The sequence below is a fragment of the Bacillus sp. CR71 genome (assembly GCF_003429245.1).
In the GTDB taxonomy this organism is placed as follows: Bacteria; Bacillota; Bacilli; order Bacillales; family Bacillaceae_G; genus Bacillus_A; species Bacillus_A thuringiensis_S.
The window spans coordinates 150,882-176,323 of the sequence record NZ_CP031748.1 but is presented as its reverse complement, the minus strand read 5'-3'; the positions used below and the strand labels follow the sequence as shown (position 1 = coordinate 176,323).

Here is a 25,442-nt window from a genome sequence, read left to right as displayed (position 1 = left end):
GTGAGGGAGGGTTTATACATTGAGTGCGGAACCAAATCGCGACTTTGAAAATGAACATCATCCTGAAGCTGAGCTAGGGAATGCTAAGCCTGCCTTGAAAAAGGCAGGCCATTCTTTAGGGAAGACGGCTGGTAAAGGAACAAAAGTAGCGGGTAAAGCAGTTGCACAAGTAGGGAAGAAAGTAGCAGTTAAAGTAGCTCAAAAGGCAGCTACAGTTGCTGTTGCAAAGCCATTATTAATAATAGCCGGTGTTATTCTGGCTGTTGTTGCAGGTTTAGGTATAGTGATATTTTTATTAACTGCTAGTATGAGTGAAGATGAAGTCAGTCCTGGAGGAATTGGTGGTCCTTTTGCCCCAGGTACAGCAAGTGTTAGTCCTGAAGTAATGAGATGGGAGCCATTGGTAAGGAAATATGCGGCACAGCATGGTATTGAAGCAATGACTCCTTTAATTCTTGCTCTTATCCAACAAGAAAGTTCTGGAACACAATTAGATGTAATGCAAAGCTCGGAATCACAGGGGCATCCTCCAGGGTATTTTACTGATCCAGAGGAAAGTATAAAATATGGTTTAATGCATTTTGCTGATTGTCATAAAAAATCCAATGGTGATCAAAATATTACATTACAATGTTATAACTATGGAACTGGCTACGCTAACTATGCAGTTTCGAAAGGTGGATATACTCACGAGAATGCAAGGGCATTTTCTGCAGAGCAATCAGCTAAAAATGGTTATAAATGTGGTTCGTGGAGAAGTGCTGAGGCTGTAGCTAATAATTGGTGCTATGGTGATCCCGATTATGTCCCACATATTATGAGATACTATCAACCTGGTCAAACCCCTGGTGGTTCTGGAGGAATTGCTGGTAGTAGTGTTTTAGGTGATGATGTATTCCAAGCAATTATGGCAGAAGCACTAAAGTATCAAGGATGGCCATATGTTTTTGGAGGGCGAACACCAAATACATCATTTGACTGTAGTGGAATTGTTGAGTATACCTATTCAAGGGTTGGTATTAATTTATTTGGTACTGCACAAACCCAATGGGATAAAACCCAACGTGTAACAGATCCTAAGCCAGGAGATTTAGTATTTTTCCATAGCACTTATGCTACAAGTAACTACATTACACATGTTGGTATTTATGTAGGAAATAATACAATGTATCATGCTGGCGATCCGATTGGCTATGCTGATTTAAGTAAACCATATTTTCAACAGCATTTTGCAGGGTATGGTCGTGTAGTTAGATAATAATGCATGTAACACCTAACAACTTATGAAACTGCGAAAAGGAGGTAAATCATGAAGAAAATTACCATTATAATAGCAATTTTATTAATAGCTAGTGTAGGATTTTTAATAAAATATCAATTTGATAATGAAAAACTTAAAACAGATAATATAAAATTAACGAAAAAAGTGGAAAAGGTGGAGGCACAATACACCGATACGAAAAAAGAATTGTCAGCTCTAAAGAGTAACAATCAACAACAAGTAAAAGAAGCTGCAGAACGATTTCTTAAAGCTTTCCGTACTTATGATACAGGTAAAGGCGAATCTTACCTTGCTAATATCGATGCATATATAACACCAAATGCAAAGAAAGAATTAACACCACCAGGTGGACCAACGCAATCTGCTCCTGGAACTGGAGATGAGAAAGAAAAGAAGAAAGTTTCATTTCAATCTGAATACACAGGTGGCGAGTTGTATTATGCATTTTTGGATACTACAAAAGCAAATGTATTGGCAAAAGTGAAAAGTAAAATTACAGTTAATGGTGTTTCATCTGATAATATGTCATTAATGCAAATAAATCTTATCTATGATGGAAATAAGAAATTATGGCTTGTCGACAAGCTTATACCTTTAGCAGATTTAAAAGATCGTATGCCTTAGGATTTGTACACACTTAACATGTAGATTAATAAAAAAATCCCCCTCTTTTTATTTTTTATAAGAGGGGGATTTTTGGGATTTTGTAAACTTAAAATAGGGACGTGAAGTAATTACTAATATAGGGATGTTTTATCTCTTCAATTATGTAGATAACACCTGATGTTAAGGGGGGATAAGTTGAAGAAAGGCCATTTAGGGTGTCTTTTTTTACATACATCGCATTTTTTAATAAAATGATATGGTTCATTTTATATAAAAATATTATAATATTAAATGATTTCATTATAGTCATACAATCAGGGAGGATACACCATGTTGGAACATAAGATTTTTACGAAGTTTAAAAACAGTATTTCGCTGCATATAGTCTATTGCTAGCTATGATTATGATGACTGGCTGCGAAGAAAAAGAAGATGCAGCGAATCATCGACATTTAAATTATTTATCCTTATATAAGGAAAATACATATAAAAGGGCGGGAGAAATTTGAAAAAATTCTTGATGAGTTTTTCTATTTTATTAATCGCAACCTTATTATTCGGTTGCAGTAACGAAACATTCGATAAAGCGGTAGAACAGGGGAAATTAGCACTGGCAAATAAGGAATATACAAATGCAAATGCTTCATTTGAAATTGCATTAAAAGAAAAAAAGGACGAGGAAGTTCAAACTTTGCAAAAGCAAGCATCCAAAATGGAAAAAGCGCTGATCGCAAAAGAAAAACTCGACATCGACAATGCAATTAAGTTATTCGACCAAGTTTTAACCATGAAAGACGGTTTAGAGACGGTGAAAAATGAGGCGAAGAAGGAGAAAGAAACACTTACTCAATATAAAGATAAACGTGAGAATTACAATAAAGAATTACAAACAGCACAAGACCTCCTAAGCGAAAAGAAATTTGATGAATCAAAGGTAATATTGACAAAAGTACAACAAGAAACAACTTCAGATAAGATGTTCACGGAACAAAATCAAAAGGTAACGGAACAGTTAGAGAAGCTGGAAAAAGAGAAAAATGCAGCAGTGGAAGAAGAAAAACGACAAGAAGAGCAGAAAAAAGCAGCGGAGCAAAAGAAGCAACAACAAGCAAAAGAGCAACAAATAAAAGAGCAACAAGCAAAAGAACAGCAAAAGCAAACCGCTCAAAGCAGCAAACAAAAGCTCTCTCCTACAGATGCAGAAAACAAAGTTAGAAAAACTTTAAACATTACCAACAATCCTAAAGTTTACTGCCAATACGAAGGCGTTGAAGGTGAAGAGTATGTCATACATGTATATCAAATTGTGTCAGACGAAGAAGGCGGACATACAGCAACTTATGGTTGGTTCAATGTGAATTCTAATACTGGTGAAGTTCATAAAATGTAATTTTAAATCAAAATGATTACATTTTTTATGGTGAAGTGGAAATCAGATGGGAGTCCAATACATATTATTAAAGTGGTTCAAGTCGGAGGAAGGCACCTTAGGGTGTCTTTTTTATTATTTTCCGAAAAGATATAGCTCAAAAACCCCTCATTTCTGAGGGGGAAATATAAAAAATAATTTAAATCAAAATACAAAATTAATTATATATAATTGCATTTGCATTAAATTCACTTAGTAATTACTTTTTAATTGACTAGTATGTGTTCCAAATAATATCTGCATATTTTCAAACATTAATTCATTTTTGTTAGTATACCAATAGTAACACTCTTTACCCTTATACACATAAAATATACGATTTACATCTTCTCTTGTAGTAGTGTCCCCAGTAAGTGACGAAGTTGTTGAATTGAATACTCCAGTCCCAATACCATCCATTCCATAACGAGATATTTCGTCTAAATTAATAGACCAGATACCCCCTTTTTTAGGAACAAAGAACAGCGCTTGCTTTGTTAAAACAAGAAATCCCCATTCTAAATTTGGATGGTATACCTCCATCTCTGCGAATCTTTCTTGATTATATTGATTGCATACTAATTCAACACACTTATTTTTTTCTTTCTTACACTTAAATATAAAGTACACAGGTGAACAAAATAATATGATGTAAGGTACAAACACTAGAAAGTGTAAGCCGCAGTTTAAAATTAATGCCTGGGTAAAAGCAAATATACAAACTACAGCAATACAGCGAAACTTACGTCTCGAGTAGAATGGATTTTTCATATAAGCCTCCTCAATTTTTAGACATTACGATTTTAATTCATATATATAAAAATATCAATATTTATTATTAAATTTAATATGGTTCAAGCCGGAGGAAGGCACCTTAGGGTGTCTTTTTTTATTTACCTTCGACATAATATGACAACATGCGAATAAATAGTTTGCTATTATCATATAGAAATCTTACATTTATCTACATAATATTATTATATTTTAAAGTTTTTAAATGTGAAAATTTCCGATGTAAATACATACCATTTAGGGAGATGGGGAAAATCATGAAAAAATTATTAGTTTCAGCAACAGCGGTAACACTATTAACAGTGGGGTACAGTTCTGCTGCATTTGCAGAAAAAAATCCAAACGACAAGGATTGCGGTCACTTTAAAAACAAACAAGAGGTTATGGAATTCTGGCACAGCAATGGATACAGTGCAACTAACGATCCTCATGACTTAGATCGTGACAATGATGGCTTACCTTGTGAAGTGAAAAAAGGGGACTACGATCAATTTGTAGCTAGCAAACAAACTACTAAAAAGGATGAAACAAAACCACAAGAACCAGTTAAACAGGAAGATACTAAAAAAGAACCTGTAAAACAAGAAAATACACAACAAAACAACCAAGCAACTAACAATAAACAAGAGCAAACTAAACAAACAGCTGTAAAGAATGAAACAAAAAAACAAGGTGAAAAATTACCTAATACAGCATCCAACGGTGTTACGATGATGCTAGCAAGCGCTGCTCTAGTATTAGCAGGTTCAGTTCTTGTATTCCGTCGTAAAAAAACGAATGCCTAAACTAATATCTAAAAACGGCAGGAATATTCCTGTCGTTTTTAATGTGGAGTGATAAGTTTGAACAAACTTGTTTGGTTAGGAGCTTTATTAATTACTATCGGCTCTTTTACTTTTGTTTATTACTTTATAGATTGGTATGACGCAAGAAAAACTGTTGAAGCCTTAACAAGTACTGAAATTCAACAATATAAAAATATACAACCTGTTACTAATGATAAAAAAGATGTCAAAAATGAATCAAACAAAGAACAATCCCAACATAGTCTACCAAATCAAGAACCTAATTTTACAAATACTAGTGAACCATTACCAGAATCACCAAAACAGATTCCAGCTTCTCAAGTTCAACATCAAAAGGGAGAACAAATTGCCTACATGGTGATACCGAAAACTAAACAGAAATATCAAGTTTACTGGGGTGCTGATGCTAAAACTTTAAAAAAAGGGGTAGGAATGTTTGTTAGTGACATTACAACCACTCCTTCTGGAAATGGACATACTGTTTTAAGTGGACATCGTGATACGGTATTTACTAATTTAGGAGATTTACAAGAAAATGACTATATTTTAGTTGAGTATGATAAAAAAATATATATCTATCAAATTCAAAAACACTGGATTACAGATGCGAATGATCGTACCGTAATTATCGCAAGAGATACACCAACATTAACACTAACTACATGTTATCCATTTAACTATATTGGAGATGCACCTGAGCGATACATCATTGAAGCATCTTTGGTTGCTATTAATTGAGAGTGAGAGCTATTGCTCTCTTTTTTTATTTTCTTCGACATGATACAACAAAACAGTTATTACTGGATTTGTTATGCTTGGAGGAGAAATTCTACATTCCCTATAATCGGAGGAAACGAATTATGCAAAACTCATTTTATACAAAGTGGTGGTTTTGGTTTATCATTGCCATTGTCGTAATTGTTGTTGTTGGCGGAAAAAACACCAAAGAAGAAGCTACAACAACTCCAACCGAACCAAAAAAAGAAATAAAACAAAAACAACCCAAACAAGATGTTCAAGTTCAACCAGAAAAGAAGGAACAGCCTAAACAAGATATTCAAGCTCAACCAGAAAAGAAAGAACAACCTAAACAAGATGTTCAACAATCTGCATCGGGATTTACAAATCCTATAAAAAATATCGATAAAACAGCTGCTATGAATGCCGTCAAAGAAAAAGCAAAGAAAGACTTCCCAGATGATTACATGACACAGAATTATGTAGCAGATGAACAATCTAAGGCGTTTGATTATCTAAATGGTATTGACCTCAAATCTCAGGAAGAACTAAACGTTATGAAGAAAGTGATCAACGACTTCCCTAATGACTTCATGACTACTAAATATGTTTATGAAGAACAGATAAAGGCTATGAACAAACAGTAATAAGATACTATACTGTTCTTTTTTTCTAATTGAAGATATGGATAAATACGGTGAAATAATATTCGGATGGGGATCCAATACATATTATTAAAATTAAGATGGTTCAAGTCGGAGGAAGGCACCTTAGGGTGTCTTTTTTTCATTTCGACATAATATGACAAAATAGTTGTGATTATATTTGTTATGATAGTTCAGGTAAATCTTACATTTTAAACGCTGGGGGATACATACTATGAACAAAAAACTATTAACAACACTTACTTGTTTCGCTTTATTTATGGGATTAGCAGCATGTTCATCTAACGAGACAGCAAGTACTTCCAAAGAATCTAAAGCTGAGCAAGAAGCACAAAAGGAAGCTGAGAAAGCGAAGAAAGCTGAAGAAAAAGGGACTGTGAAAAAGGAGAAAGCTGAACAAGAGACGGCTGAAAAGCAACGCAAACAGCAAGAAGAGGCTACAAAAAAGGAACAACCAACAACTAATTCTGGTAACACTATTAAAGGCTTAAAAGACGAACTATCCATTGGTATGCCATTTAAAGATTATCTTGCTAAAAAGAAATCATTAAATGTAGAGAATCCCTTCAGTATTTCACTCGGAAAAGGTAATGTAGGTAGTGTTCTTCAAGCTCAAGATGGAGTATTAGTTGTATGTATTGATGGAGAAAAGATATTCGATTTAAAAACATTTAAAAATGTTGAAGAAGCTAAAGAATACGAAAAGAGCTTAAAAGTAAAATAATAGATTCAATTCATATTTCTCAATCACCAATATAACTTAATATGGTAAAATATTATTTGGATGAAAGTCCAAATGCATATTATTAAAATTAAAGTGGTTCAAGTCGGAGGAAGGCACCTTAGGGTGTCTTTTTTTCTACCTATAAATGCTTAATTGATATATAATAATATTATTGTATTTTAGGAGGAACATAAATGAATAAAAAACTAATCATTGGAATTATCGCTGTACTAGTAGCTATCATTGCTTCCGTAGCTATTTTTAAAGATTCCAAATCAGAAGATATGAAACCTAAGTATTCACAAAAAGATATGGATAAACTTATCGATCAACACTTTAATGAACAGCAAGAATTAAAAACACAAATCAAAGAGTTGAAATCTAAAGTAGACTCCTATGAAAAAGAGCAAACTAGGTCACTTCAAAAAACTACACAGCCAAGTCAAGAAACACCTAAACCGCAAGAACAAGAACAGCCTAAAAAAGAAGACGTAAAGCCGGAGTCTCAACCGGAAAAGAAAGAAGTACCTAAACCAGAACAAACTACTGGAACATTAGCGAACCCAGTAAAGAACATCGACAAAACAGAAGCTATGAATAAGGTTAAAGAAAAAGCTAAGAAAGACTTCCCAGATGATTATTCTACTCAAAATTATGTTGCAAATAAACAATCCAAAGCATTTGACTATTTAAATAACATTGAAATTAAATCGCAAGAAGAATTAAATATTATAAATAAGGCACTACGTGATTTTCCTACTGATTTTTCAACAGCAAAATATGTATATGAAAAACAAATGAAAGCTAAAGGTGAGCAAGAGGCCCAGTAATAATTTAATAAAATAGATAATAAATATGGTAAAATAATATTTGGATGGGAGTCCAATACATATTATTAAAATTAAAGTGGTTCAAGTCGGAAGGCACCTTTGGGTGTCTTTTTTTATAAAAAAGGACTCATAAAACGCCTTGAATTATTTAATTCAAATATTTATATTATATTAATACATTATAAATAAATATATTAATATAAATACTAAAAATTTGTTATAATTAGTAAAGAATTCTATTAATTAGATAGAGAGGATACAATATTATGGGTTATAAATTTCGTAGAATTATCCAGTTTTCCCCGGGTGTGAAAATTAACTTTACATACACAGGTATGGGAGGGAACTCTATTTCACCTGAATCAAGAACAACAACTTATGTACCTGGAACTGGAATCTCGTATACACCACGAATAGCTGAGTCAAACAACTATTATATACAACGAGGGTATCAAGGACCAAACACTTCCTATCCCACTATGGATGAACAAGATTACAATACGGTAAATGTATTTGAGCCAATAAAAGAAACCCAAACTTACCTTGTTACTGCTTTTCGTAAAAAGGATAATCAAGTAAACTCCGTAGGTAGAAAACTAATGAAACCACTTTCCATAATTACAGGCTTGTTTGCGGGCCTATTCTTAATTATGATGCTTATTATACCTGCTCTAATCATGGCATTCTTTTCTTTCCTATGCTATAAAAATATAAAAACACCATTTGCAGTTGTATGCCCAGAATGTGATGCTGAAAATCTATTCATTTTTGAAGAAGAGAAGATTGCTTGTCGTAAATGTGAGAGTACTCTTATAATCCAAAAATAAATGGTTCTCAAATTAACGTCTCTTTATTAGTCAAAACAATATAAATCTAATTATAAAAATAAATAGATAAAAAAGAGGGATAAGTGAATATCATTATTAACTTTGAAGCGTTTAATCCAACTATAAACGACTTAGCTATCAAACTTGCTATGGTACTGTTTATACCGTTATTCTTAGCATTGATTGTCAAAGTGATACTTATGAAATTTATGAAAGAATCAATTGCTGGCAGATTAGCAAGTCTATCTTTGTTATTCTTTATGTACTATGTATTTAAATTTATTACAGCGTAAAAGGCACCTTTGGGTGTCTTTTCTTTATGATTAGCAATAATTTTTAAATTTTGCAACGACATCCAAAGAGCTTATGAGAAGCTAGACGGACGTTAGCAATGCCGTTTTGCAAAACAAGTTTCATTGTACGTGAAAATGTTGCAAAACAAAGAGGATATACTGTGATTTAATTTCATCATAAAAGAAATCATTTCCAAAGGGAAGAGGTGATATTTTACATAATTTTACCAATTATACCAACAGGACTAATTGGTCCTGTTTTTTATTTTTCTCCGACAAAATATGACAATATAGTTGTAACTGTTTTTGTTATGCTTGCTGTAAATCTTACATTTTGAAGGGGAGTAAAGTCATGGGGAAAAAGAAAAAAGAAAAACAGCCAAGTGAATTAGAACTTGCTAAACAAACTATAGCTGCTAAGTATCAAAAAGAATATGGAATTACCCCTATTATCGTAACTGTTGCTCTTGGGGGAATTAAAACAGGGTACGCTGCGGTTTCAAAAGAACACATTCAAACATTCACTTACGATAGAGATGCAAAGGATGTAGTTAGTATCTCTACACATCATTTCAATGACTATACTGATGTGTTTATTGATCACTACGCTATTAAATCTAACTTTGAGTTCAAGGGGATAAAAGATACTTTCGCCTTTATTCCAAATGGATCTGGAAAAGAAATAGAAAGCTTGATCAAAAGCTATACAGATATTGAAATACATAAAACTGAGCGTAAATGGTATCAAAAGATACTTGGATTCCGCTCTGGTAATAAAGCGAAAATGGTGCTTGCTTCTTTAATTTACCTGGTCATTTTTGTTTCTATCTTTAATACGGTTACTGGAAAGAAAGAAGAACCAAAACAAGAAGTGAAACCTGCTGTCACTACAAAAACAGCCCCTGTAAAGGAAGAAAAACAAGTTGAACCGAAGCCGGTAGAACAACCAGTTGATAAGAAACAAGATAAAATTAATAAATTTAAAGATGATACTCAAAAGAAATTAACAGAAACCTATAAGAAGATTGATGGTGTTAATCCTATGGTAGCTATTAGTGATGATGGGAAATTAATTACTTTGGCTTTCGATTTGGATGCATATGCAAAACACGATAAGGTAGACAAAGAGTTGTCTGTGTCCACTTTTAAAACATCTGCTGGACCATACGAAAGGTATAGAGGTACAGCATTCAGAGCTTATGGAAAAGAAGCCAATATTGCTAGCAAAGATGACATTGTGGTTAAAATTGTAGATTCATCTAATAATCAAGTGGTAATTGATGATGTAAGGAATTATAAGGAAGAACAAAAACAGACTACGACTCCAGCAAGTCAGCCTGAGGAACAACAAAAACAATCAGAGCAAAATAATGTGGTGTACGAAAATTGTACGCAAGTGAAAAAAGCCGGTAAAGCTCCAATTAAACAAGGAGAACCTGGATATAGCAAGAAATTAGACAAAGATGGCGATGGGATCGCTTGCGATAAGTAATGGGCACTCCAAAAAAGTGCTTTTCTTTATTTATCAATGAATAAAGCAATTTAACATGGTAAAATAATAATTGAATGGGATTCCAATACATATTATTAAAATTAAGATGATTCAAGTCGGAGGAAGGCACCTTAGGGTGTCTTTTCTTTATTTTCAAAAGGACCTGCTCAATTCATTCTTAAATACATAAGGTAATGTAAACCCATTAAATCACATGGAATGAACCCTAGTTTTTCCCTCTGAGCTAAAGGAGGCACTATTGTTATGGGATATGGTGGTAGTTGCGGCGAAGGCTGCGGTTTCGCTGGAGGATTTGCTTTATTAGTTGTATTGTTTATTTTATTAATCATTATCGGATGCAGTTGCTTCTGCTAAAAAAACTATTGGAAAAGGCACCCTTATATGGGCGCCTTTTTGTATATTAAAAACCTACCTATTTTCATAGGCGGGCTAAATATAATTTTGCACATTTGAATTATAGCAAAATTATTTATATTGAAAGTAATTAAATTTAACTTAGTAATCCTAATACCCTAATAATCTCAATTGTTTTATTATCTTTTATTTTAAAATGAAGTCTTTTCCCTATACGTTCACTAATTACAATATTTCCAGAGGCTAATTTACGTAAATGTTGTACAATCAAATTTTCTGTAATTTTTGTTTGCTTACTTAAATCAGAAACTGACAACGATCCATATGTAATCAATTTACAAACAATTGATAATCGAGTAGAATTCCCTAATAACCCTAAAACTTTTATATTTTCTGTATAGAAACTAAAATCCATATGAAAAGCACGTAACAGATCTTCCAACCTCCTAAAATAAGATGAGTATCAACTAAAATATCTTAACATAAAAATAGTAAACAACACCCTAAAATATACCAATTATTCATTGAGAAAAATGATACTTGAATGGGGTTCCAATACATATTCTTAGAATTAAAGTGATTCAAATCGGAGGAAGGCACCTTTGGCGTGCTTTTTTATTTATGGATTTTTTTAGAAAATATTTGAAATATAATACAGTATATTATATTATTGTGCGTATGATTTCTGGTTTTAAAAATTACAAAAATTAATAGGGGGAAACAATAATGAAGTTAGGAAAATTAGCATTAATTGGGGCGTTAACTTTTAGCGGTTTTACTGCAATAGAAATGAGTAAGCCTACCTCACAAGCAGCTGCAGCTTACTCAGATCCACTTAATGATGATTGGGGATTTAAAACCATTGTGGATTTACAAAATTCAGAGGAAAGTACATATCAACCAGATTGGAAGATTGGGAATTTAATAACTGGTGATACATTTTATTTAACACAGCACTTTGGTAGAGAACATTTTGGTGCGCAAATGAAAATTTTTAAAATCCACACAAATGGTACCCTAGAACGATTCCAAACAATAGCACCAGAATTTATTCCTGGAACAGAAATTTGGCAAACCCCTATCACAGATAGCTATACAAGCGGTACTTATGTCGCTGCAATTAAATATCGTGGTGAATTCACGTATTCAAACCAATTTACAATCAATTAGGGATGTAATAAATTGAAAAAAGGCACCCTTGGGTTTCTTTTCTTCTGTACATTATATCTATTACGTGCTCATTGATTTTTTATGTACGTTTGAATTACTGTAGTAGTATTACAGTAATAGCTTGTGTATATAATAAAAGAAGAGATGCGCTAACATCTCTTCTAATAACTGCTTCCGTCAGGGTGGTGGTTATATCATTAATTTTTTACGAAACCCACCCTTTTGCTTTGGACGGCGACGAGGAGTGGGTCTTTGTTATCTTTTTCTAAAATTTGTTTCCTAAAAACTTACCCAGAAACTTCACGTACAATGGCTTTTACAAATTCTTTTAGAAGCTCCAACAAAAACTCCATAGGTATATCACCCGCTTTCCTATCAAATGGAAAGAAGGGATAACTAATCACCTCACAATATACAGTTAAATCTACCCTATCATACTAGTACAATCTTACCAATATAAAAAAGACCACCAATACTGGCAGTCCTTTTTAGGTAGTTTTAGAAATTAAATTATAACATATCGATATACGGATTATAAATATATTTTTCCAAAAGATACTATAAGTTTTTGATAATTCTTGATTTCTCAATCTTCATTGCATGATAAATTTTCCTATAAGGATTAACAAATAACATTAAAATTATCAATCCACTAGATTATTAGAAAAAACTGGTTATCTATATAATTATTTGGTAAAATATTGATATAATTTAAGAGAGTAAAGTTAATATAGCTCAACTAAGTAATGGAAAGAAAATGTTTTATTGCATAGAAAAAGGCTCCATTGCTGGAGCACTCAAAATAAATAAACGAATTAAAACAAGAAACAGACAATTTAATTATATAGATAAAATATAAATAAATCTATATATATGCAAAATTACATATAAAAACTCTATTTATTAATGCTATAATAAACTTACTCGATGAATGTTATATTTTTTTATGGTTTTTAAGCAATACAATACCTTCTTCAACCAAGTGTACAAGTAAAAGAAGACATCTAAATCAATGTCTTCTTTTCTTATATAATAACAACACAATAAAATTAAGATGGTTCAAGTCGGAGGAAGGCACTTTTGGGTGTCTTTTTTTATTTTCATTCGACACTATATGACAATATACGGATATCAATTTTGATAAGATTGTGCAGAAATAGTACATTTTATATATCTTGGAGGAATTAAATTATGAGCAAAAAATTATTAATGGCTTTAGCATGCAGCGTGTTACTTATGGGGTTGGCTGCTTGTGGTTCAAATGATAAAGCGAGTACATCAGAAGAACCAAAACAAGAGACTAAAAAAGAAGATGAACAAAAGAAATTAGATGAGCAAAAACAGGAAGAGGAACAAAAGAAAATAGAAGAACAGAAAAAAGCCGAAGAACAAAAGAAGTTAGAAGAACAGAAAAAAGCCGAGGAGCAAAAGCAATTAGAAGAACAGAAAAAGGCTGAAGAGCAAAAGCGATTAGATGAACAACGCAAACAAGAAGAGACTCAAAGACAACAGGAAGAACAAAAGAAACAACAAGAAGCAGCTCGAGCAAAAGAACAGGAACAACAAAAAGCTGCAGCTAATACAGTACCACAGCAACAAGCTGCACCTAAGCAAGAGAAAGTTCACTTTGCAAACTGTACAGATGCAAATAATGCTGGTTACTATGATATAACTCCAGATAGCCCAGCTTATGCTTCGCATCTAGATCGTGATGGCGATAGCGTGGCTTGTGAACGAAATAAAGGACATAAAAAATCTAGTAAAAAACATTAGATTTATGGAAAAGCACTCTTATGAGTGCTTTTTTCTTTTCGTTCGACAGAATATGACAATATTCAGATTGATTGTTTGCTATGATAGGCTCGGAAATCTTACATTTCATTCAAAAAATACCAAAAAAGGCGGATTGCATATGGAAACACTAGCGGTATTAATTTTTCTAGCTTCAATAGTGCTGTTTGTATTATTTATCATTGCTCTGTTCAAAAGAAAACCTAAGGCGAAACTTTTTATTAGTTCGATTGTATGCCTTGTGTTAGCTATGATATTAATACCAACAAAAGATAAAGAAGAGAAACCTAAAGCTAAAGAAACAACTCAACAAGCTTCTACAGAGGTAAAAAAAGAGCCTAAAAAAGAAGAACCTAAAAAGAAGGATGAGCCAAAGGAAGAGGAACCTAAAAAAGAAGAGCCTAAAAAGGAACTTTCTAAAGAGGGAGAATCCTCTAAAGTGAAAATTACTGTAGGATCTGTTGAATCAGTAGACTCTGTTGGTGGAGAATATTTAAATGAAAAGGCAAAAGGTATATATAAAGTAGTTGAAATTTCAATTACTAATAACCAAAAAGATGCTATCACTGTAGACGCAAATAGCTTTAAATTAATGGATAATCAGGACCGTGAATTTAAGTATTCTACACAAGCTCAAACAGCTTATGATATTGGAAATAGTGGTAAATCAGATTTCTTCTTAAAACAACTTAACCCCGGTTTAACTCAAACAGGTAAAATTATTTTCGATGTTCCTGCTGACGCACAAGGCTTAGTTTTAAAAGCTCGCGGCGGAATGATGGGTAAAGAAATTAAATTAAAAGTAGAATAGTTGAAGGCACTCGAAAGAGTGCTTTTATTTTACTCTCTGACATAAATAAAATTAGAGGTGATGTGGTTGAAAAAACTATTACTTATTATTTCTGTTCTTGGAATACTAACGGTGGGTTGCGAAAATAAAACTGTTGAAAAAAAAGAAAAACCAAGTTCAAGTGAAACAACCTCTAGTAATACAAACGATAAGAAAGAAACCTTAACCGATTCTGAATATAGAGCCAAAATGGATCAATCGTTTAACGATATTGATCCATATACAACAGCATACTTAAAAAGTGTAAACTCAGGATCTATACAGATGGATAATGAAGACTGGAGAAAAGAAGTAATTACTATTTTAAGAGGATTTGAAACAGTATCAAATGATATGCTATCAATTAGCGCATCTAATAAGTACAGCAAGCTACATAGTACGATGGTAGAAGCAATGCAAGGATTCTCAGATGCATCTTTTATTATGAAAAACGCATTAACAGCTAAAGATGTAAATGAATTTCAAAAAGGTCATGATTTGATGCAAAAATCAGCTAGAAAATATACAGAAATTTTCCCTTTGTTACGCGAAATCGACGGAAAACAAACTACTACACCAAATATCCCTAATCCAACACCAAAAACAACACCAGTACCTAAAACAGAAGAGCCTGCTGTTCCTAAAGAACAAGTTCCACCATCTACTTATGACCCTAAGAAAGATTCGGCCAACTATGATAAACACGGAAATTATAAACCAGTTGACCAACTGACTCCAGAAGAGATAAAAAAAGAAGCCGAAGAATTCATGACAGATTATTTAAATCGATAAAATATAGATTTTGTTCACTTTTACGATACATTTATGAAATATTCGTATGTTATGTTATATAAGTCCTTTTTTAAAATCATTTTCATTCTGTCAAAAAGTCCTAGCCCCTCTAGGACTTTTTACATTTAGATAAAGAGGTATAACAAATTTCTCAATGTACAACATTACTTAATGTGGTAAAATAATAATTGGATTGGCGTCCAATACATATTATTAAAATTAAGATGGTTCAAGTCGGAGGAAGGCACCTTAGGGTGTCTTTTTTTATGAAAAAATCCCCACACATTGTGAAGGGATTATCATGCTACGAATATATATAACTAATTATTTAATATATAACGAAGTGCGCCACGTATCTCTTGGATAGTTTATTGAAGTCTTTTGATATTCAAAAGTCCCTTCTTGATGATTTGATGCGTCCCATTTATATTCCCAACCTACAATAGGATTACCACCAATTATTTGTGAACCAATACTTTTTACATCAAATCCATTCATTTTGGCAAAAGGAAACTGTCCATACCCTATTTCTTTTGTGTAAACATATAAGTAACTTCCCCCATGATCTTTAGTTGTACTAAAACTATTAGGGGTAATGTATTCAACTCCACCCAATTGTGATTCTACTTTTACTACACTTAAAGAAGTTAGAGGTGCTGCTGGCCCTGCTGATGCCTCCGATGCCATTCCTAACCCAACTACTGTTGCCACCGCTAATGATGATATCCCCAATGTAACTTTTTTAAACATATAAACATCCCCTTGTTTTATAATAAGTACAAGTTTGATATCAACAGAAAATTATAAGAATATTCCTTATTTTGAAAACGTTAACAAATTCTACTTTTTTAGATATGCAATTTAGCATATTGATTGACATGCAGGATAATTAATCCTCTACTTTCGATATACAAACTATTTTCAAAAGGACCTGCTCAATTAATCCATAAAAACATAAAGTAATTTGAATCCATTAAAATACATGAGTGACTCCTTATTTTTCTCCTACTATTTAAAGGAGGAATTATTATGGGCTTTGGTGGTAGCTGCGGTGGCGGCTGTGGCTTTGCAGGAGGGTTTGCTTTATTAGTTGTATTATTTATTTTATTAATTATTGTTGGAGCTTCTTGCTTCTGCTAAAAACTATGGGAAAAGACACTCTTATTTGGGTGTCTTTTCTTTTTTCTCAATATAAGAGCTATAAAAATATGCTATGGTTTTAATAGAAATTCCCTTTTGTGCAATGAGATAGAAATACCCAACAAAAAACCCACCTATTTCCGTAGGTGGGCCTTATCTTTATTACACAATACCAAATTATACTCTCATTTTTTCATAAACTTTATGCAATTATACATATTCATAAAAATTACACCAAATAAATATTACATATAGTAAAATATAAAATGTGGATACATTCTATAAAGCAGATTCTTTTGAAAGGCGTAACATGTCGATCGTTATAGAAGTTGTGGCGTCACTCTAATACTGATCTCAAATCTCTTGTACTTTATGAACTAACAATCTGGTGTATATAGACGATTCTGTTTTATAGGATGTGTTTACACGTATAACAAAGGGGTAATACGTGTATATTTATATAAAATTAAAGTGGTTCAAGTCGGAGGAAGGCACCTTAGGGTGTCTTTTCTTTATGCATACAAAAGCCTTATCTTCCTATAAAAAAGATAAGTCCTTTATATACTACCTATTATCCGATTCATCAGTTTTATTATAAACACATTTAGCTTCTCCAAAAAGACCATCTGTGTCCCATCCTCTACCATAATGAGCACATCCTAAAGGATTACGATCGTCTCGCATACTTGGATGTGTATTTGGTTCATAGCCAGTATTCACAATACTACCAACAATAAATACGCCTCCAATTACAAATACCACAGCAACGATTAATAGTGTCTTCCCATTAAGACCAGTAACAATGTCGTTTATAACTTCTTTTGCTTCTTGCTGAGTTCCGATTTTTGAAAATAATGGAAAAATAATAGAAGGTTATAAATATGAAAAATAGCACAATTATAAATTTCAGAAAATATTTCTAAAAAGCTTAGTTTCTTAGCTAAAAGTAACAATAATTCAAGTAGAAGTATTATTTTTGAACTTTATAAATATTGAACGAGGGAGAGGAGATATTTTTATGGATTCAAAAACGTATAAAAAGCTACAGGGACTACGTAGATATAAAGAGCCAATTCAAGCCGTATTGAGAACGGTTAAAAGACACGATAAAGACGATCCAGATACTGAATATGCTGAGTTCGCCCTTGAAAACGGAAAGATTATAGGTATTTGTAAAAAAGAGGACTTCTCAGATTATTCTTTTAGAAGTATTACACAATTCACAGGTAATATTTTTAACGTAGTAATTACTCAAATGTCTGATGAACTGGATGGAAATAAAGTTCAGGTTTCAGTAAAAGAAGCAAGTAGACGATCTGCAGATGCTTTAATGCGTGAGTTAATAGAATTGGAACAAGATGAAAGACTGCAAGAGCCAACCTACGAAGCAGCAGTAACTGGATACAACATGAATGCTCAGGTTCCTACTATATTCTTACGCATTAATGGTGCGGAATGCTTCATGAAATTACATGAATTAAACTATGGAAGAGTGTATAAAAACGCTGTGGATCGTTATGCACCTATTGGTGAACGCATCCCAGTTAAGGTTCTACAATTTAATCCAGAACAGCGACTAATCCACGTTTCTAGAAAAGCAGCCGTGGAAAATCCTTATCAGTTATTATCGGAATTAGCTGAAGGGGATACAATTGTAGGAAGGGTTGTAAATGTTGACCCGCGTTTTGGAGTTTTTGTTGAATTGGACCAAGGCTGCACAATTAAAGGAATTGTCCCTAAAACAATCGAACAGCCAGTATTGGATGACGTAGTAAGTATGAGAATTGTAAGTGTGGATGTAGAAAAAGAGAGAGGGTCGGGGGTTATCTTTAAGTTTCCATTTGGACGCAAAAAAGTTAACGATCCAACGGCGTTTTTATATAACTAATGAGCGCGCCGCAGGTTTCCGTACAAGAGAATGGAAAGGCGGTTCAATATTGGCTTAATAGGGACGAATCGTTATCACTTTGGGATGATCCCTCTTTACAGGGGGGACCAATTCTTCCAGATAAATTTAAACCACTCACAGATTTACGTAGTATATATGACAGAATTAATTCAGGTTTTATAAATGAAAAAGACAATTTAATACTAAAGCTTATTTGGGATTCATTAGCGATTACTGAAGCTCAAATTAAGAATTTTGTGGAATCTAAAATTAGTAGGTCACAGGTTTCAGAATCGCTGAAAAAACTGGTACTGTATGGATTTGTTAGTAGATGGGAGATAAAATCGGAGCTATTTCCGGATCAGCCCAAAACCTCTGCTCCAATCACTTTAAATACTGCTGGTCATTTGATGATGTGGGCTTATCATAACCGTAATACAAACTATTCTTTAAAGCCAGAACAGTGGTTAAGGCTTGGAGTAGCAGGGGTACAAAGATTTGTCACTATGAATCAAATAAAATATGAGTTTGCAGTAGGCCAACAGCTATTAAAAAACTGGTGCTGGTATCCAAGGCTAAAAGGTACTGGTAATGGATATAATCCAATTGCTGTTGGGGAAATTAAAACTCCGATTGGAAATCAAAACTTCATATTTGAAAGGGTACAACAAGGTCAGCGATATGCACAACATTTAAAATCGCGATTGAAAATTTGGGAAGATCAGATTCAAAATGGACCAAATAATTTATTGAACTTCGAAAATACGAAGAGTTTACCAGGTATTTTTATTTTATCTATATCAAATCTCGCTTTAGCAGAACATGTTAGAAAGGAGCTAATGTTAGACTTACGAAAGATTCCTATAATGCTCGTAATAGACGAATGTATTCACAGTGAGGGATTCGCAAAATCTTTTTATATTTCAACTCAAAACGGAATTCAGCAAGCACCATTACCATTTTTGAGATAACAAGAGCTGCTTCAGGTAAATATGCTGAAGCAGCTTTTTGTTGTTCTAACGATGAATCGATATGCACAACTCAACTTTTGTTTGAAATATATCTAATTAAAGCTCCAACAGATGTACCTGAAACAGCACAAATATTGTCACTAATACCGTATTCATTGAATGCTTTCCATACACCTATGTGATAGGCTTCTTTACCACCACCAGCTAGAACAAGATCAACTTCTGTCATCAAATACACTTCTTTCTATACTATAATTTCCTAATAGTATTATAATAAAAAAACATAATATGAAAAAATAACTTGGTAGTTATAGTTACAAAGTAAATATGTTTATAAATCATAAAAACATTTCTTTTATTACGATTTATTGTTTTTATCGATTAGGAGAACTAACTATTATATATTGAAAATTAAGAAAACTAAGGGTATTATATAGATAAGACTTTTTTTTACTTTTCATAATCAATTACTAATATAACCCTTTCGGGGCTATGATTTTGTAGAGCAAAACTGCTTACAATTATTCATATACCTGAAAGGTTTTTTTATTTTTAAAAACAATTAAGCTGGTCCCATTATTTAGAGATTTTCTATAAAGAGAGTGCGATGAGTTGTTAATTTGTAATGTGAAAACACTACGAGTTATTAAAATTAAAACATTAAGGGAGGAAATTATAATGATAGGTGAAACTTTTAAAAATTTGCTAATAAGTCTGGCTGGTTTAATAGTGGGGTTAAGTACTATATATTTAATAATTAAATATAGCTTCAAATTAACAGTAGAAAAAGCTATACCTAACTTAATAGCCTATGCCAGCTTATATTTACCAGGAGTTATAACGTTTGGCTTAGTTGGATATTTTTCGAATTCATGGGTTTTTGGAATTGTAATGGGCGTCATAGTTGAAGCAATTCGTTTCTATGGGTTAGGAAGAATACTAAATCAAATATCCTCTTCTTTAAGAGCGATGAAAGTTAAAAATGCTATAGCAAAAGCAAATAAAAAAGTAAATGTTAAAAATAAACCTTTAGAGGTCATTGAAGCTTCTGAAGTTAACATAGAAAAAGAGAAAATTATAAAAACAGAAAAGCTAGAAATAATTGATGATGCAGATGAAGTTAAAGAGTCAGAAGGAATGGAAGGATTAGAACGTATTGCGGTACTTGAACACCTGGAAATGGTCGCAGAAACTAAAGATGATGTAATAGTGGAAAATGGTATGACGATAAAACGTAAGCGTAAACAAGCTGAAAGTACACCAGATACACAGAAAATCTATGAACAACTAAAACTAGTTATATTAAGTAGGAATTCAGAAAGGAAAAATGATGAAATGAGTTTTTAATTTCTCTTTAATGGGTTTCCTAAATGCAATTTTAGAGGAATCTTTAGATGCACCTATTACTTCGCTACAATTAGATGATCCACATCTCCATAAATCTTATGAAGATGATAAGTTATCGATTTTAGACCTATTAGCAACACTGGATAATGGGACGCAAGTAAATATTGAAATTCAGCTTCGAAATACACATGATATGGTGAAGCGCTCCTTATATTACTGGAGTAAACTTTATACTTCCCAAATGCAAGAAGGGATGCCATATCGTTCACTGCGGAAAACAATTACAGCTCTTCCCGAACGAGAAAGTCCTCGCCTTTAGGCATGGGATGAAAGTGAGGTTGGATAAGGAGTGCTACTAAAAACCGCAAGGTTTGTGGCACTCTAAGTATCCAAAATGTTGGTATCTTTTATTTTTTTATCTTGCGTGTTGCAGTTTTATAATCCAACTGATACAATGCAAACATGATGAATGATTATAGAAGAACCAAAACAACCGTGTCATTAATTAACTATCATTTTGTGTTTTGCCCACGATACAGAAGAAAGATTTTTCTTAATACAAAAGTAGAAGAACGTTTCAAAGAGTTGGTTCAAGAAATATGCGGAGAATTGGATGTTTCTATTGTTGCAATGGAATGCGACAAAGACCACGTTCACTTGTTCTTAAATACACCACCAACACTTAGTCCTGCTGATACAATGGCAAAAATTAAAGGAGTGACATCAAAACGTTTGAGAGAAGAGTTTCCTCATCTTCAACACTTGCCGAGCCTATGGACGCGTTCTTATTTTGTTTCTACTGCTGGAAATGTATCAAGTGAGACAATAAAACATTATGTTGAAAATCAAAAAACGAGGGGGTGAAACTTGTGCCACAAACCATCACAGTTAAAGTTAAATTGCTTCCAACAAAAGAACAAATCATGCTATTGGAACAAAGTAGCCACGAGTATATAAAAGTCATTAATGCCCTTGTATCTGAAATGGTTGAATTAAAGAAAAGCACGAAGAAAAGTACAAAGGATATTGAAGCCAATATCCCAAGTGCGGTGAAAAATCAAGCAATTAAAGATGCGAAAAGTGTGTTTTCTACAAAGGTGAAAAAGAGTAAATACAAAATCGTTCCGATTCTAAAAAGACCTGTTTGTGTATGGAATAACCAAAACTATTCATTTGACTTCACGCACATTTCAATTCCGTTTATGGTAAACGGAAAGTCAACTCGTTTAAAGGTTCGCGCTTTATTAATAGACAAATATAATCGCAATTTCGAATTGTTGAAGCACAAGTTAGGTACACTCCGTATCACGAAGAAATCTGCTAAATGGATTGCTCAAATATCTGTCACGATTCCTACAAACGAAAAAACGGGGACAAAGATTTTAGGAGTAGACTTAGGTCTTAAAGTTCCTGCGGTAGCCATCACAGATGATGATAAAGTTCGTTTCTTCGGGAACGGTAGGCAAAACAAATTTATGAAACGTAAGTTTCGCAGTGTTCGCAAGAAGTTAGGAGAAGCTAAGAAACTGAATGCCCTTCGTCAACTTGATGATAAAGAACAAAGATGGATGCAAGACCAAGACCACAAAGTAAGTCGTGTAATCGTTGATTTTGCAACGGATAATAATATTTCTGTCATTCGATTAGAGCAACTAACGAACATTCGACAGACGGCACGAACAAGCCGTAAAAAAGAAAAAAATCTACACACTTGGTCATTCCATCGTTTAGCACAATTCATCGAGTACAAAGCGACATTAGTTGGCATAAAGGTCGAATATGTGAACCCTTCTTATACAAGTCAAAAATGTCCGAAATGTTCTGAAAAGAACAAGGTGCAAGACAGAAAATATAAGTGCCAATGTGGATTTGAGAAACATCGTGATATCGTTGGGGCGATGAATATTCGCTACGCAACTGTGGTTGGCGGTAATAGTCAATCAGCCTAAGAACCTATATGGTCTGTCTTAGGAGGGGTGATGGCACACCCTCATCTTGAAGGCTGTTCAAAACAGAAATGGACTGCGAATGCTTAGTCATTCAAGAATCCCATCCGTTACACCGTAAGGTGTAGGGACTTGCGGCTTTAGCCGTGGGAGTGTCAAAAAAGGCAATAAATAAATGGGAAAATATGAGCCATGATTCTTCTTTTAGAACAGCGTACGAAGCTCGAGAGAAATTGCTTTTAGATGAACAAGCTAAGTTAGCGCATGCAGAACAAGAGGGCATGGAAAAAGGGATTGAGCAAGGTAAGATGCAGATGATCCGAGGAATGCATGAAATTGGTGTACCACTTGAAACTATTGCAAAAGCAAGTAAGTTGAGTGTGAAGGAAATAGAACGTATCTTAAATCTAAAATAAATATATGTGAGTATATAGAACTCATGAGTAGAAAGATTAGACGTTCATTAGCATAGTACGTTTAATGGGAAAGCATTGCTGAAGATTTTGGCAGTGCTTTTTCTTAATCAATTTTTTGATGTTTTTCATGCTGTTCACAATTATATAGAAAAGTTGAAAGAAGAACGTGAAATGTATTCACGATTAATAAGGTTGTTAAAAAATAATAAAGGTACATAAAACTATATGTTAATTAGTTCAGCCCCTTGAAGGGCGCTCCAAGGGGCTAAGATTCGAGAATTTTTAAACTCTTGCTAATTTAGATGAGAACTCCCTAAAGAGAACATATGCTATTTTAACACTTAACTATTTATTTTTACAACTATATATATAGATATAAATGTTTTATAGGTTATCATGTTGTGTAACCATAATCGGTTAGCGAAGGCGATGGGACAACAGAAGTACTGACTGGACTTATGGAGTATAAATGAGAAGATTCTTAGTCTTCTCTCAACCACTAAATGTAAAGCGAATAGCTCTAAAGAAAGATAGAAAGTTATATGATGCGGTTGCTTTTTTCTTAGTTATATAGAAATTACACATTAAACATATTTAAGGAGTCATTTAGGTATAAAGATAATTGAACCATACATGGAAGGGTCTATTCGAACATGCTAGTTACCTCAAATTATATGTATCATTTGGCACCTGTGCGAGGTTGCTTTTTAAATGCACATTATAATAGGGACAAGCATATTATGTAATAGGACGAGTTCTTCATGTCCTATTCAATGCTCAGGATAACCCCAATTCACACTGATAGCACCAGTAGCGAGGTTGCTATCTTTTTATTGAAAAATATTTTTAAATGTATATAATATGATTATTGAATTAACATTTCAATATAAGGGGTACAAATTCGATGCGACGTAAAGAGGATTTGCTGAAACAATGGAAGGTGGATCTGCAAACTGTTCAAGAAGAAAAGAGGATGAAGAAGAAAGCTAAAAATAAGAAATATAAAATTCCTGGTAATACAGCGGGATTCATGAATGGAAAGAATACTTATCGTAAAGAAAATGGGGTATGGAAACAAAGAAATAAATGACGTGAAGGTAAATAAGTTTGGTTAAGTTTATAGCAAGTATTGTAGGCGCTTCCGTGATCTGGGTGGCGTCTTGTTTGTTGTTAAGGAAATATAACAAAATAAACGAATATAAGCACGAAATTAGAAGAAAAAAATAATAGTCTTGTCGTTTGCTATAACCTACTAGGAAAAAGCTCATTTATAGAAAAAGAGAATGAGGAAAGTGAAGTGGATTATTAGCGAAACCCAACCATAATCATTTCTTCATTTTTTATTTCAATTATAAATTTATTTTCTTTATCCAATAACCAAAAATAAAAACTGACTGCATCAATATCAACTAGTGATTGGAATACTTTATCAAGATTTGTGCTTATTACAGGGATTTCATAGTTATCCCATAGTATAAAAATTTGTTCATCAAAACCTGGTTTGTTTTCTTTAATAAGGGAAATTAGTTGCTCTTTATTTAAAGTTATTAATTGATTGTCTATCTGTTCCCAATCTATTCTTCCAGAGACAGTTATAGGAAATGAATTTATGAAAGTATTTGCAATTTGTTGGCTTTTATTTTGAGAGAAAATGAGAGTTTCCTCTCCGAGAGATTCAATACATTCATTAAACAAAGGGTTTGTATCATTGCTCTTTTTTGTTTTCAGTGCCCGTAACTTTTGTTGCATTTTCCATCGTCTTGAGGATCTGTCACTCATTTTTATCATTCCTTCTACAATTAATTAGAAGTCAGTATAGCATATAGCAACAGTTCTTAGTAAAGAAACTATTAGGCAATTGAAATAAGCCTCTACTTTCACCATATTTAGTTTAAGAATTAGATTGTCCGATTCTTTTGAAACATAACTATAATAATTTAATTTCAATATCATAAGCAACCCAATTATTATATAGAAATACAAATTCAATGACTTGAATTCAATGTTTTGTTACGCTATAAATAGCTTGATTTGTTTTTAACGAATTTCCCGAAAGAATTCTCCTTCCTCAAGCGTGTGAAGGGCGTAGCCCAACGGTAGGTGGGAGATGAATTTCGGTTTGGCGTAGCCAAAAGGTTTTCCTTTTTATTTTGCCTCTGATATAAGCAGTCTTATAAATTATAAAGGCTGGTATATAAATGAAATTAGATAGTAATAACCATTCAGTATCCTTGTTATATTATCACCTTGTGTTGGTCGTGAAATACAGAAGAAATGTGTTTGATGATGATATGTCAGACTATGCAAAAGATAT

General features: G+C 33.0%; 29 protein-coding genes and 3 pseudogenes. 26 read left to right on the top strand and 6 right to left on the bottom strand.

Annotation, left to right across the window (positions count from 1 at the left end):
• Window positions 1–19 precede the first annotated feature (19 nt).
• The 3 genes from DOS87_RS01030 to DOS87_RS01020 all read left to right on the top strand — a co-directional run bounded on the left by DOS87_RS01030 (window position 20) and on the right by DOS87_RS01020 (window position 3,278).
• The gene (locus tag DOS87_RS01030; protein ID WP_208730187.1) at window positions 20–1,258 is read left to right on the top strand and encodes a bifunctional lytic transglycosylase/C40 family peptidase; all 1,239 of its coding nucleotides are present in this window, start codon (window positions 20–22) and stop codon (window positions 1,256–1,258) included.
• Between the two features lie 51 nt (window positions 1,259–1,309).
• Window positions 1,310–1,906 (top strand): hypothetical protein, encoded by a 597-nt coding sequence (locus DOS87_RS01025; protein WP_208730186.1) that lies wholly within the window; start codon window positions 1,310–1,312, stop codon window positions 1,904–1,906.
• A 487-nt stretch (window positions 1,907–2,393) separates the two neighbouring features.
• Window positions 2,394–3,278 (top strand): hypothetical protein, encoded by an 885-nt coding sequence (locus DOS87_RS01020; protein ID WP_208730185.1) that lies wholly within the window; start codon window positions 2,394–2,396, stop codon window positions 3,276–3,278.
• Between the two features lie 231 nt (window positions 3,279–3,509).
• On the opposite strand, the gene DOS87_RS01015 is transcribed toward DOS87_RS01020, so the two are convergent.
• Entirely contained in the window at window positions 3,510–4,067 is a 558-nt protein-coding gene (locus tag DOS87_RS01015) for a hypothetical protein (RefSeq protein ID WP_208730184.1), read from the bottom strand.
• 278 nt (window positions 4,068–4,345) lie between these two features.
• Here DOS87_RS01015 and DOS87_RS01010 point away from each other — a divergent pair, with 278 nt between their 5' ends.
• The 9 genes from DOS87_RS01010 (at window position 4,346) to DOS87_RS00970 (ending at window position 10,838) form a co-directional block, all read left to right on the top strand.
• Entirely contained in the window at window positions 4,346–4,873 is a 528-nt protein-coding gene (locus DOS87_RS01010; protein WP_025118678.1) for an excalibur calcium-binding domain-containing protein, read from the top strand.
• A 57-nt stretch (window positions 4,874–4,930) separates the two neighbouring features.
• Window positions 4,931–5,632: a class D sortase gene (locus DOS87_RS01005; protein ID WP_098832448.1), complete on the top strand. Its 702-nt coding sequence runs from the start codon at window positions 4,931–4,933 to the stop codon at window positions 5,630–5,632.
• 122 nt (window positions 5,633–5,754) lie between these two features.
• Window positions 5,755–6,279, top strand: coding sequence for a hypothetical protein (locus DOS87_RS01000; protein ID WP_098311879.1), 525 nt, complete (start codon window positions 5,755–5,757; stop codon window positions 6,277–6,279).
• A 232-nt stretch (window positions 6,280–6,511) separates the two neighbouring features.
• The gene (locus DOS87_RS00995) at window positions 6,512–7,021 is read left to right on the top strand and encodes a hypothetical protein (RefSeq protein ID WP_208730183.1); all 510 of its coding nucleotides are present in this window, start codon (window positions 6,512–6,514) and stop codon (window positions 7,019–7,021) included.
• A gap of 194 nt (window positions 7,022–7,215) precedes the next feature.
• The gene (locus tag DOS87_RS00990) at window positions 7,216–7,851 is read left to right on the top strand and encodes a hypothetical protein (RefSeq protein WP_001035532.1); all 636 of its coding nucleotides are present in this window, start codon (window positions 7,216–7,218) and stop codon (window positions 7,849–7,851) included.
• A gap of 266 nt (window positions 7,852–8,117) precedes the next feature.
• Window positions 8,118–8,678 carry a DUF4236 domain-containing protein gene (locus tag DOS87_RS00985; RefSeq protein WP_208730182.1) on the top strand — a complete coding sequence of 187 codons (561 nt, stop codon included), beginning with the start codon at window positions 8,118–8,120 and terminating at the stop codon, window positions 8,676–8,678.
• 83 nt (window positions 8,679–8,761) lie between these two features.
• Window positions 8,762–8,971: a hypothetical protein gene (locus DOS87_RS00980; protein ID WP_001021325.1), complete on the top strand. Its 210-nt coding sequence runs from the start codon at window positions 8,762–8,764 to the stop codon at window positions 8,969–8,971.
• 352 nt (window positions 8,972–9,323) lie between these two features.
• Window positions 9,324–10,463 (top strand): excalibur calcium-binding domain-containing protein, encoded by a 1,140-nt coding sequence (locus DOS87_RS00975; protein WP_184121793.1) that lies wholly within the window; start codon window positions 9,324–9,326, stop codon window positions 10,461–10,463.
• Window positions 10,464–10,727: 264 nt separating this feature from the next.
• Complete coding sequence (locus tag DOS87_RS00970) at window positions 10,728–10,838, top strand: YjcZ family sporulation protein (RefSeq protein ID WP_000540371.1); 111 nt, start codon at window positions 10,728–10,730, stop codon at window positions 10,836–10,838.
• 136 nt (window positions 10,839–10,974) lie between these two features.
• Here the strand turns inward: DOS87_RS00970 and DOS87_RS00965 are convergent, their stop codons facing one another.
• Window positions 10,975–11,253: an ArsR/SmtB family transcription factor gene (locus DOS87_RS00965; RefSeq protein ID WP_184121810.1), complete on the bottom strand. Its 279-nt coding sequence runs from the start codon at window positions 11,251–11,253 to the stop codon at window positions 10,975–10,977.
• Between the two features lie 311 nt (window positions 11,254–11,564).
• On the opposite strand from DOS87_RS00965, the gene DOS87_RS00960 reads away from it, so the two are divergent.
• From DOS87_RS00960 to DOS87_RS00945, 4 genes are all read left to right on the top strand, one after another.
• The gene (locus DOS87_RS00960; protein WP_000765889.1) at window positions 11,565–12,008 is read left to right on the top strand and encodes a DUF5065 family protein; all 444 of its coding nucleotides are present in this window, start codon (window positions 11,565–11,567) and stop codon (window positions 12,006–12,008) included.
• Between the two features lie 1,191 nt (window positions 12,009–13,199).
• Window positions 13,200–13,781, top strand: coding sequence for an excalibur calcium-binding domain-containing protein (locus tag DOS87_RS00955; protein WP_098311868.1), 582 nt, complete (start codon window positions 13,200–13,202; stop codon window positions 13,779–13,781).
• A 139-nt stretch (window positions 13,782–13,920) separates the two neighbouring features.
• On the top strand, window positions 13,921–14,610 hold the full coding sequence (locus DOS87_RS00950; protein ID WP_000448839.1) for a DUF4352 domain-containing protein: 690 nt from the start codon (window positions 13,921–13,923) through the stop codon (window positions 14,608–14,610).
• A 66-nt stretch (window positions 14,611–14,676) separates the two neighbouring features.
• Window positions 14,677–15,420, top strand: a complete 744-nt coding sequence (locus DOS87_RS00945; RefSeq protein WP_208730181.1) for a hypothetical protein — start codon at window positions 14,677–14,679, stop codon at window positions 15,418–15,420.
• 324 nt (window positions 15,421–15,744) lie between these two features.
• On the opposite strand, the gene DOS87_RS00940 is transcribed toward DOS87_RS00945, so the two are convergent.
• Window positions 15,745–16,170 (bottom strand): DUF4879 domain-containing protein, encoded by a 426-nt coding sequence (locus DOS87_RS00940; protein WP_025118671.1) that lies wholly within the window; start codon window positions 16,168–16,170, stop codon window positions 15,745–15,747.
• Between the two features lie 279 nt (window positions 16,171–16,449).
• Here DOS87_RS00940 and DOS87_RS00935 point away from each other — a divergent pair, with 279 nt between their 5' ends.
• Complete coding sequence (locus DOS87_RS00935; protein WP_000505681.1) at window positions 16,450–16,560, top strand: YjcZ family sporulation protein; 111 nt, start codon at window positions 16,450–16,452, stop codon at window positions 16,558–16,560.
• 564 nt (window positions 16,561–17,124) lie between these two features.
• Here DOS87_RS00935 and DOS87_RS29960 read toward each other — a convergent pair.
• Window positions 17,125–17,470, bottom strand: a pseudogene (locus DOS87_RS29960) (hypothetical protein).
• A 108-nt stretch (window positions 17,471–17,578) separates the two neighbouring features.
• Between DOS87_RS29960 and DOS87_RS00930 the strand changes: the two are divergent.
• Both DOS87_RS00930 and DOS87_RS00925 read left to right on the top strand, forming a co-directional pair.
• Window positions 17,579–18,448: an RNA-binding protein gene (locus tag DOS87_RS00930; RefSeq protein ID WP_151614253.1), complete on the top strand. Its 870-nt coding sequence runs from the start codon at window positions 17,579–17,581 to the stop codon at window positions 18,446–18,448.
• On the top strand, window positions 18,448–19,419 hold the full coding sequence (locus DOS87_RS00925; protein ID WP_097946067.1) for a hypothetical protein: 972 nt from the start codon (window positions 18,448–18,450) through the stop codon (window positions 19,417–19,419). Before DOS87_RS00930 ends, DOS87_RS00925 begins: the two co-directional genes overlap by 1 nt.
• 70 nt (window positions 19,420–19,489) lie before the next feature.
• Here the strand turns inward: DOS87_RS00925 and DOS87_RS00920 are convergent, their stop codons facing one another.
• A complete protein-coding gene (locus tag DOS87_RS00920) occupies window positions 19,490–19,648 on the bottom strand; it encodes a patatin-like phospholipase family protein (RefSeq protein ID WP_133964211.1) in 159 nt (52 codons plus the stop codon).
• Between the two features lie 449 nt (window positions 19,649–20,097).
• Here DOS87_RS00920 and DOS87_RS00915 point away from each other — a divergent pair, with 449 nt between their 5' ends.
• The 6 genes and pseudogenes from DOS87_RS00915 to DOS87_RS00890 all read left to right on the top strand — a co-directional run bounded on the left by DOS87_RS00915 (window position 20,098) and on the right by DOS87_RS00890 (window position 24,218).
• Window positions 20,098–20,766, top strand: a complete 669-nt coding sequence (locus DOS87_RS00915) for a hypothetical protein (protein WP_071731369.1) — start codon at window positions 20,098–20,100, stop codon at window positions 20,764–20,766.
• A 7-nt stretch (window positions 20,767–20,773) separates the two neighbouring features.
• Window positions 20,774–21,052, top strand: a pseudogene (locus DOS87_RS00910) (Rpn family recombination-promoting nuclease/putative transposase); the annotation flags it as partial.
• A gap of 176 nt (window positions 21,053–21,228) precedes the next feature.
• Window positions 21,229–21,630 (top strand): IS200/IS605 family transposase, encoded by a 402-nt coding sequence (gene tnpA, locus DOS87_RS00905; RefSeq protein ID WP_033681089.1) that lies wholly within the window; start codon window positions 21,229–21,231, stop codon window positions 21,628–21,630.
• Window positions 21,631–21,635: 5 nt separating this feature from the next.
• A complete protein-coding gene (locus DOS87_RS00900; RefSeq protein ID WP_208730180.1) occupies window positions 21,636–22,715 on the top strand; it encodes an RNA-guided endonuclease InsQ/TnpB family protein in 1,080 nt (359 codons plus the stop codon).
• Between the two features lie 149 nt (window positions 22,716–22,864).
• A pseudogene (locus DOS87_RS00895) lies at window positions 22,865–23,128 on the top strand (Rpn family recombination-promoting nuclease/putative transposase); the annotation flags it as partial.
• A 904-nt stretch (window positions 23,129–24,032) separates the two neighbouring features.
• The gene (locus DOS87_RS00890; protein ID WP_050845215.1) at window positions 24,033–24,218 is read left to right on the top strand and encodes a hypothetical protein; all 186 of its coding nucleotides are present in this window, start codon (window positions 24,033–24,035) and stop codon (window positions 24,216–24,218) included.
• 215 nt (window positions 24,219–24,433) lie between these two features.
• On the opposite strand, the gene DOS87_RS00885 is transcribed toward DOS87_RS00890, so the two are convergent.
• Window positions 24,434–24,907 (bottom strand): CDI toxin immunity protein, encoded by a 474-nt coding sequence (locus DOS87_RS00885; protein WP_184121785.1) that lies wholly within the window; start codon window positions 24,905–24,907, stop codon window positions 24,434–24,436.
• A gap of 419 nt (window positions 24,908–25,326) precedes the next feature.
• Here DOS87_RS00885 and DOS87_RS00880 point away from each other — a divergent pair.
• Window positions 25,327–25,442 (top strand): transposase (locus DOS87_RS00880; RefSeq protein ID WP_208730374.1); only part of this gene is annotated, 116 nt, incomplete at its 3' end.

Coding starts and splice junctions, on each gene's coding strand:
- DOS87_RS00975 (WP_184121793.1), top strand. CDS start 9,324: ATGGGGAAAAAGAAAAAAGAAAAACAGCCAAGTGAATTAGAACTTGCT.
- DOS87_RS00950 (WP_000448839.1), top strand. CDS start 13,921: ATGGAAACACTAGCGGTATTAATTTTTCTAGCTTCAATAGTGCTGTTT.
- DOS87_RS00940 (WP_025118671.1), bottom strand. CDS start 16,170: ATGTTTAAAAAAGTTACATTGGGGATATCATCATTAGCGGTGGCAACA.
- DOS87_RS01025 (WP_208730186.1), top strand. CDS start 1,310: ATGAAGAAAATTACCATTATAATAGCAATTTTATTAATAGCTAGTGTA.
- DOS87_RS00985 (WP_208730182.1), top strand. CDS start 8,118: ATGGGTTATAAATTTCGTAGAATTATCCAGTTTTCCCCGGGTGTGAAA.
- DOS87_RS00990 (WP_001035532.1), top strand. CDS start 7,216: ATGAATAAAAAACTAATCATTGGAATTATCGCTGTACTAGTAGCTATC.
- DOS87_RS00955 (WP_098311868.1), top strand. CDS start 13,200: ATGAGCAAAAAATTATTAATGGCTTTAGCATGCAGCGTGTTACTTATG.
- DOS87_RS01015 (WP_208730184.1), bottom strand. CDS start 4,067: ATGAAAAATCCATTCTACTCGAGACGTAAGTTTCGCTGTATTGCTGTA.
- tnpA (WP_033681089.1), top strand. CDS start 21,229: ATGATGAATGATTATAGAAGAACCAAAACAACCGTGTCATTAATTAAC.
- DOS87_RS01000 (WP_098311879.1), top strand. CDS start 5,755: ATGCAAAACTCATTTTATACAAAGTGGTGGTTTTGGTTTATCATTGCC.
- DOS87_RS00930 (WP_151614253.1), top strand. CDS start 17,579: ATGGATTCAAAAACGTATAAAAAGCTACAGGGACTACGTAGATATAAA.
- DOS87_RS00935 (WP_000505681.1), top strand. CDS start 16,450: ATGGGCTTTGGTGGTAGCTGCGGTGGCGGCTGTGGCTTTGCAGGAGGG.
- DOS87_RS00885 (WP_184121785.1), bottom strand. CDS start 24,907: ATGAGTGACAGATCCTCAAGACGATGGAAAATGCAACAAAAGTTACGG.
- DOS87_RS00920 (WP_133964211.1), bottom strand. CDS start 19,648: ATGACAGAAGTTGATCTTGTTCTAGCTGGTGGTGGTAAAGAAGCCTAT.
- DOS87_RS00915 (WP_071731369.1), top strand. CDS start 20,098: ATGATAGGTGAAACTTTTAAAAATTTGCTAATAAGTCTGGCTGGTTTA.
- DOS87_RS00890 (WP_050845215.1), top strand. CDS start 24,033: ATGCGACGTAAAGAGGATTTGCTGAAACAATGGAAGGTGGATCTGCAA.
- DOS87_RS00925 (WP_097946067.1), top strand. CDS start 18,448: ATGAGCGCGCCGCAGGTTTCCGTACAAGAGAATGGAAAGGCGGTTCAA.
- DOS87_RS00970 (WP_000540371.1), top strand. CDS start 10,728: ATGGGATATGGTGGTAGTTGCGGCGAAGGCTGCGGTTTCGCTGGAGGA.
- DOS87_RS00965 (WP_184121810.1), bottom strand. CDS start 11,253: ATGGATTTTAGTTTCTATACAGAAAATATAAAAGTTTTAGGGTTATTA.
- DOS87_RS00995 (WP_208730183.1), top strand. CDS start 6,512: ATGAACAAAAAACTATTAACAACACTTACTTGTTTCGCTTTATTTATG.
- DOS87_RS00960 (WP_000765889.1), top strand. CDS start 11,565: ATGAAGTTAGGAAAATTAGCATTAATTGGGGCGTTAACTTTTAGCGGT.
- DOS87_RS01010 (WP_025118678.1), top strand. CDS start 4,346: ATGAAAAAATTATTAGTTTCAGCAACAGCGGTAACACTATTAACAGTG.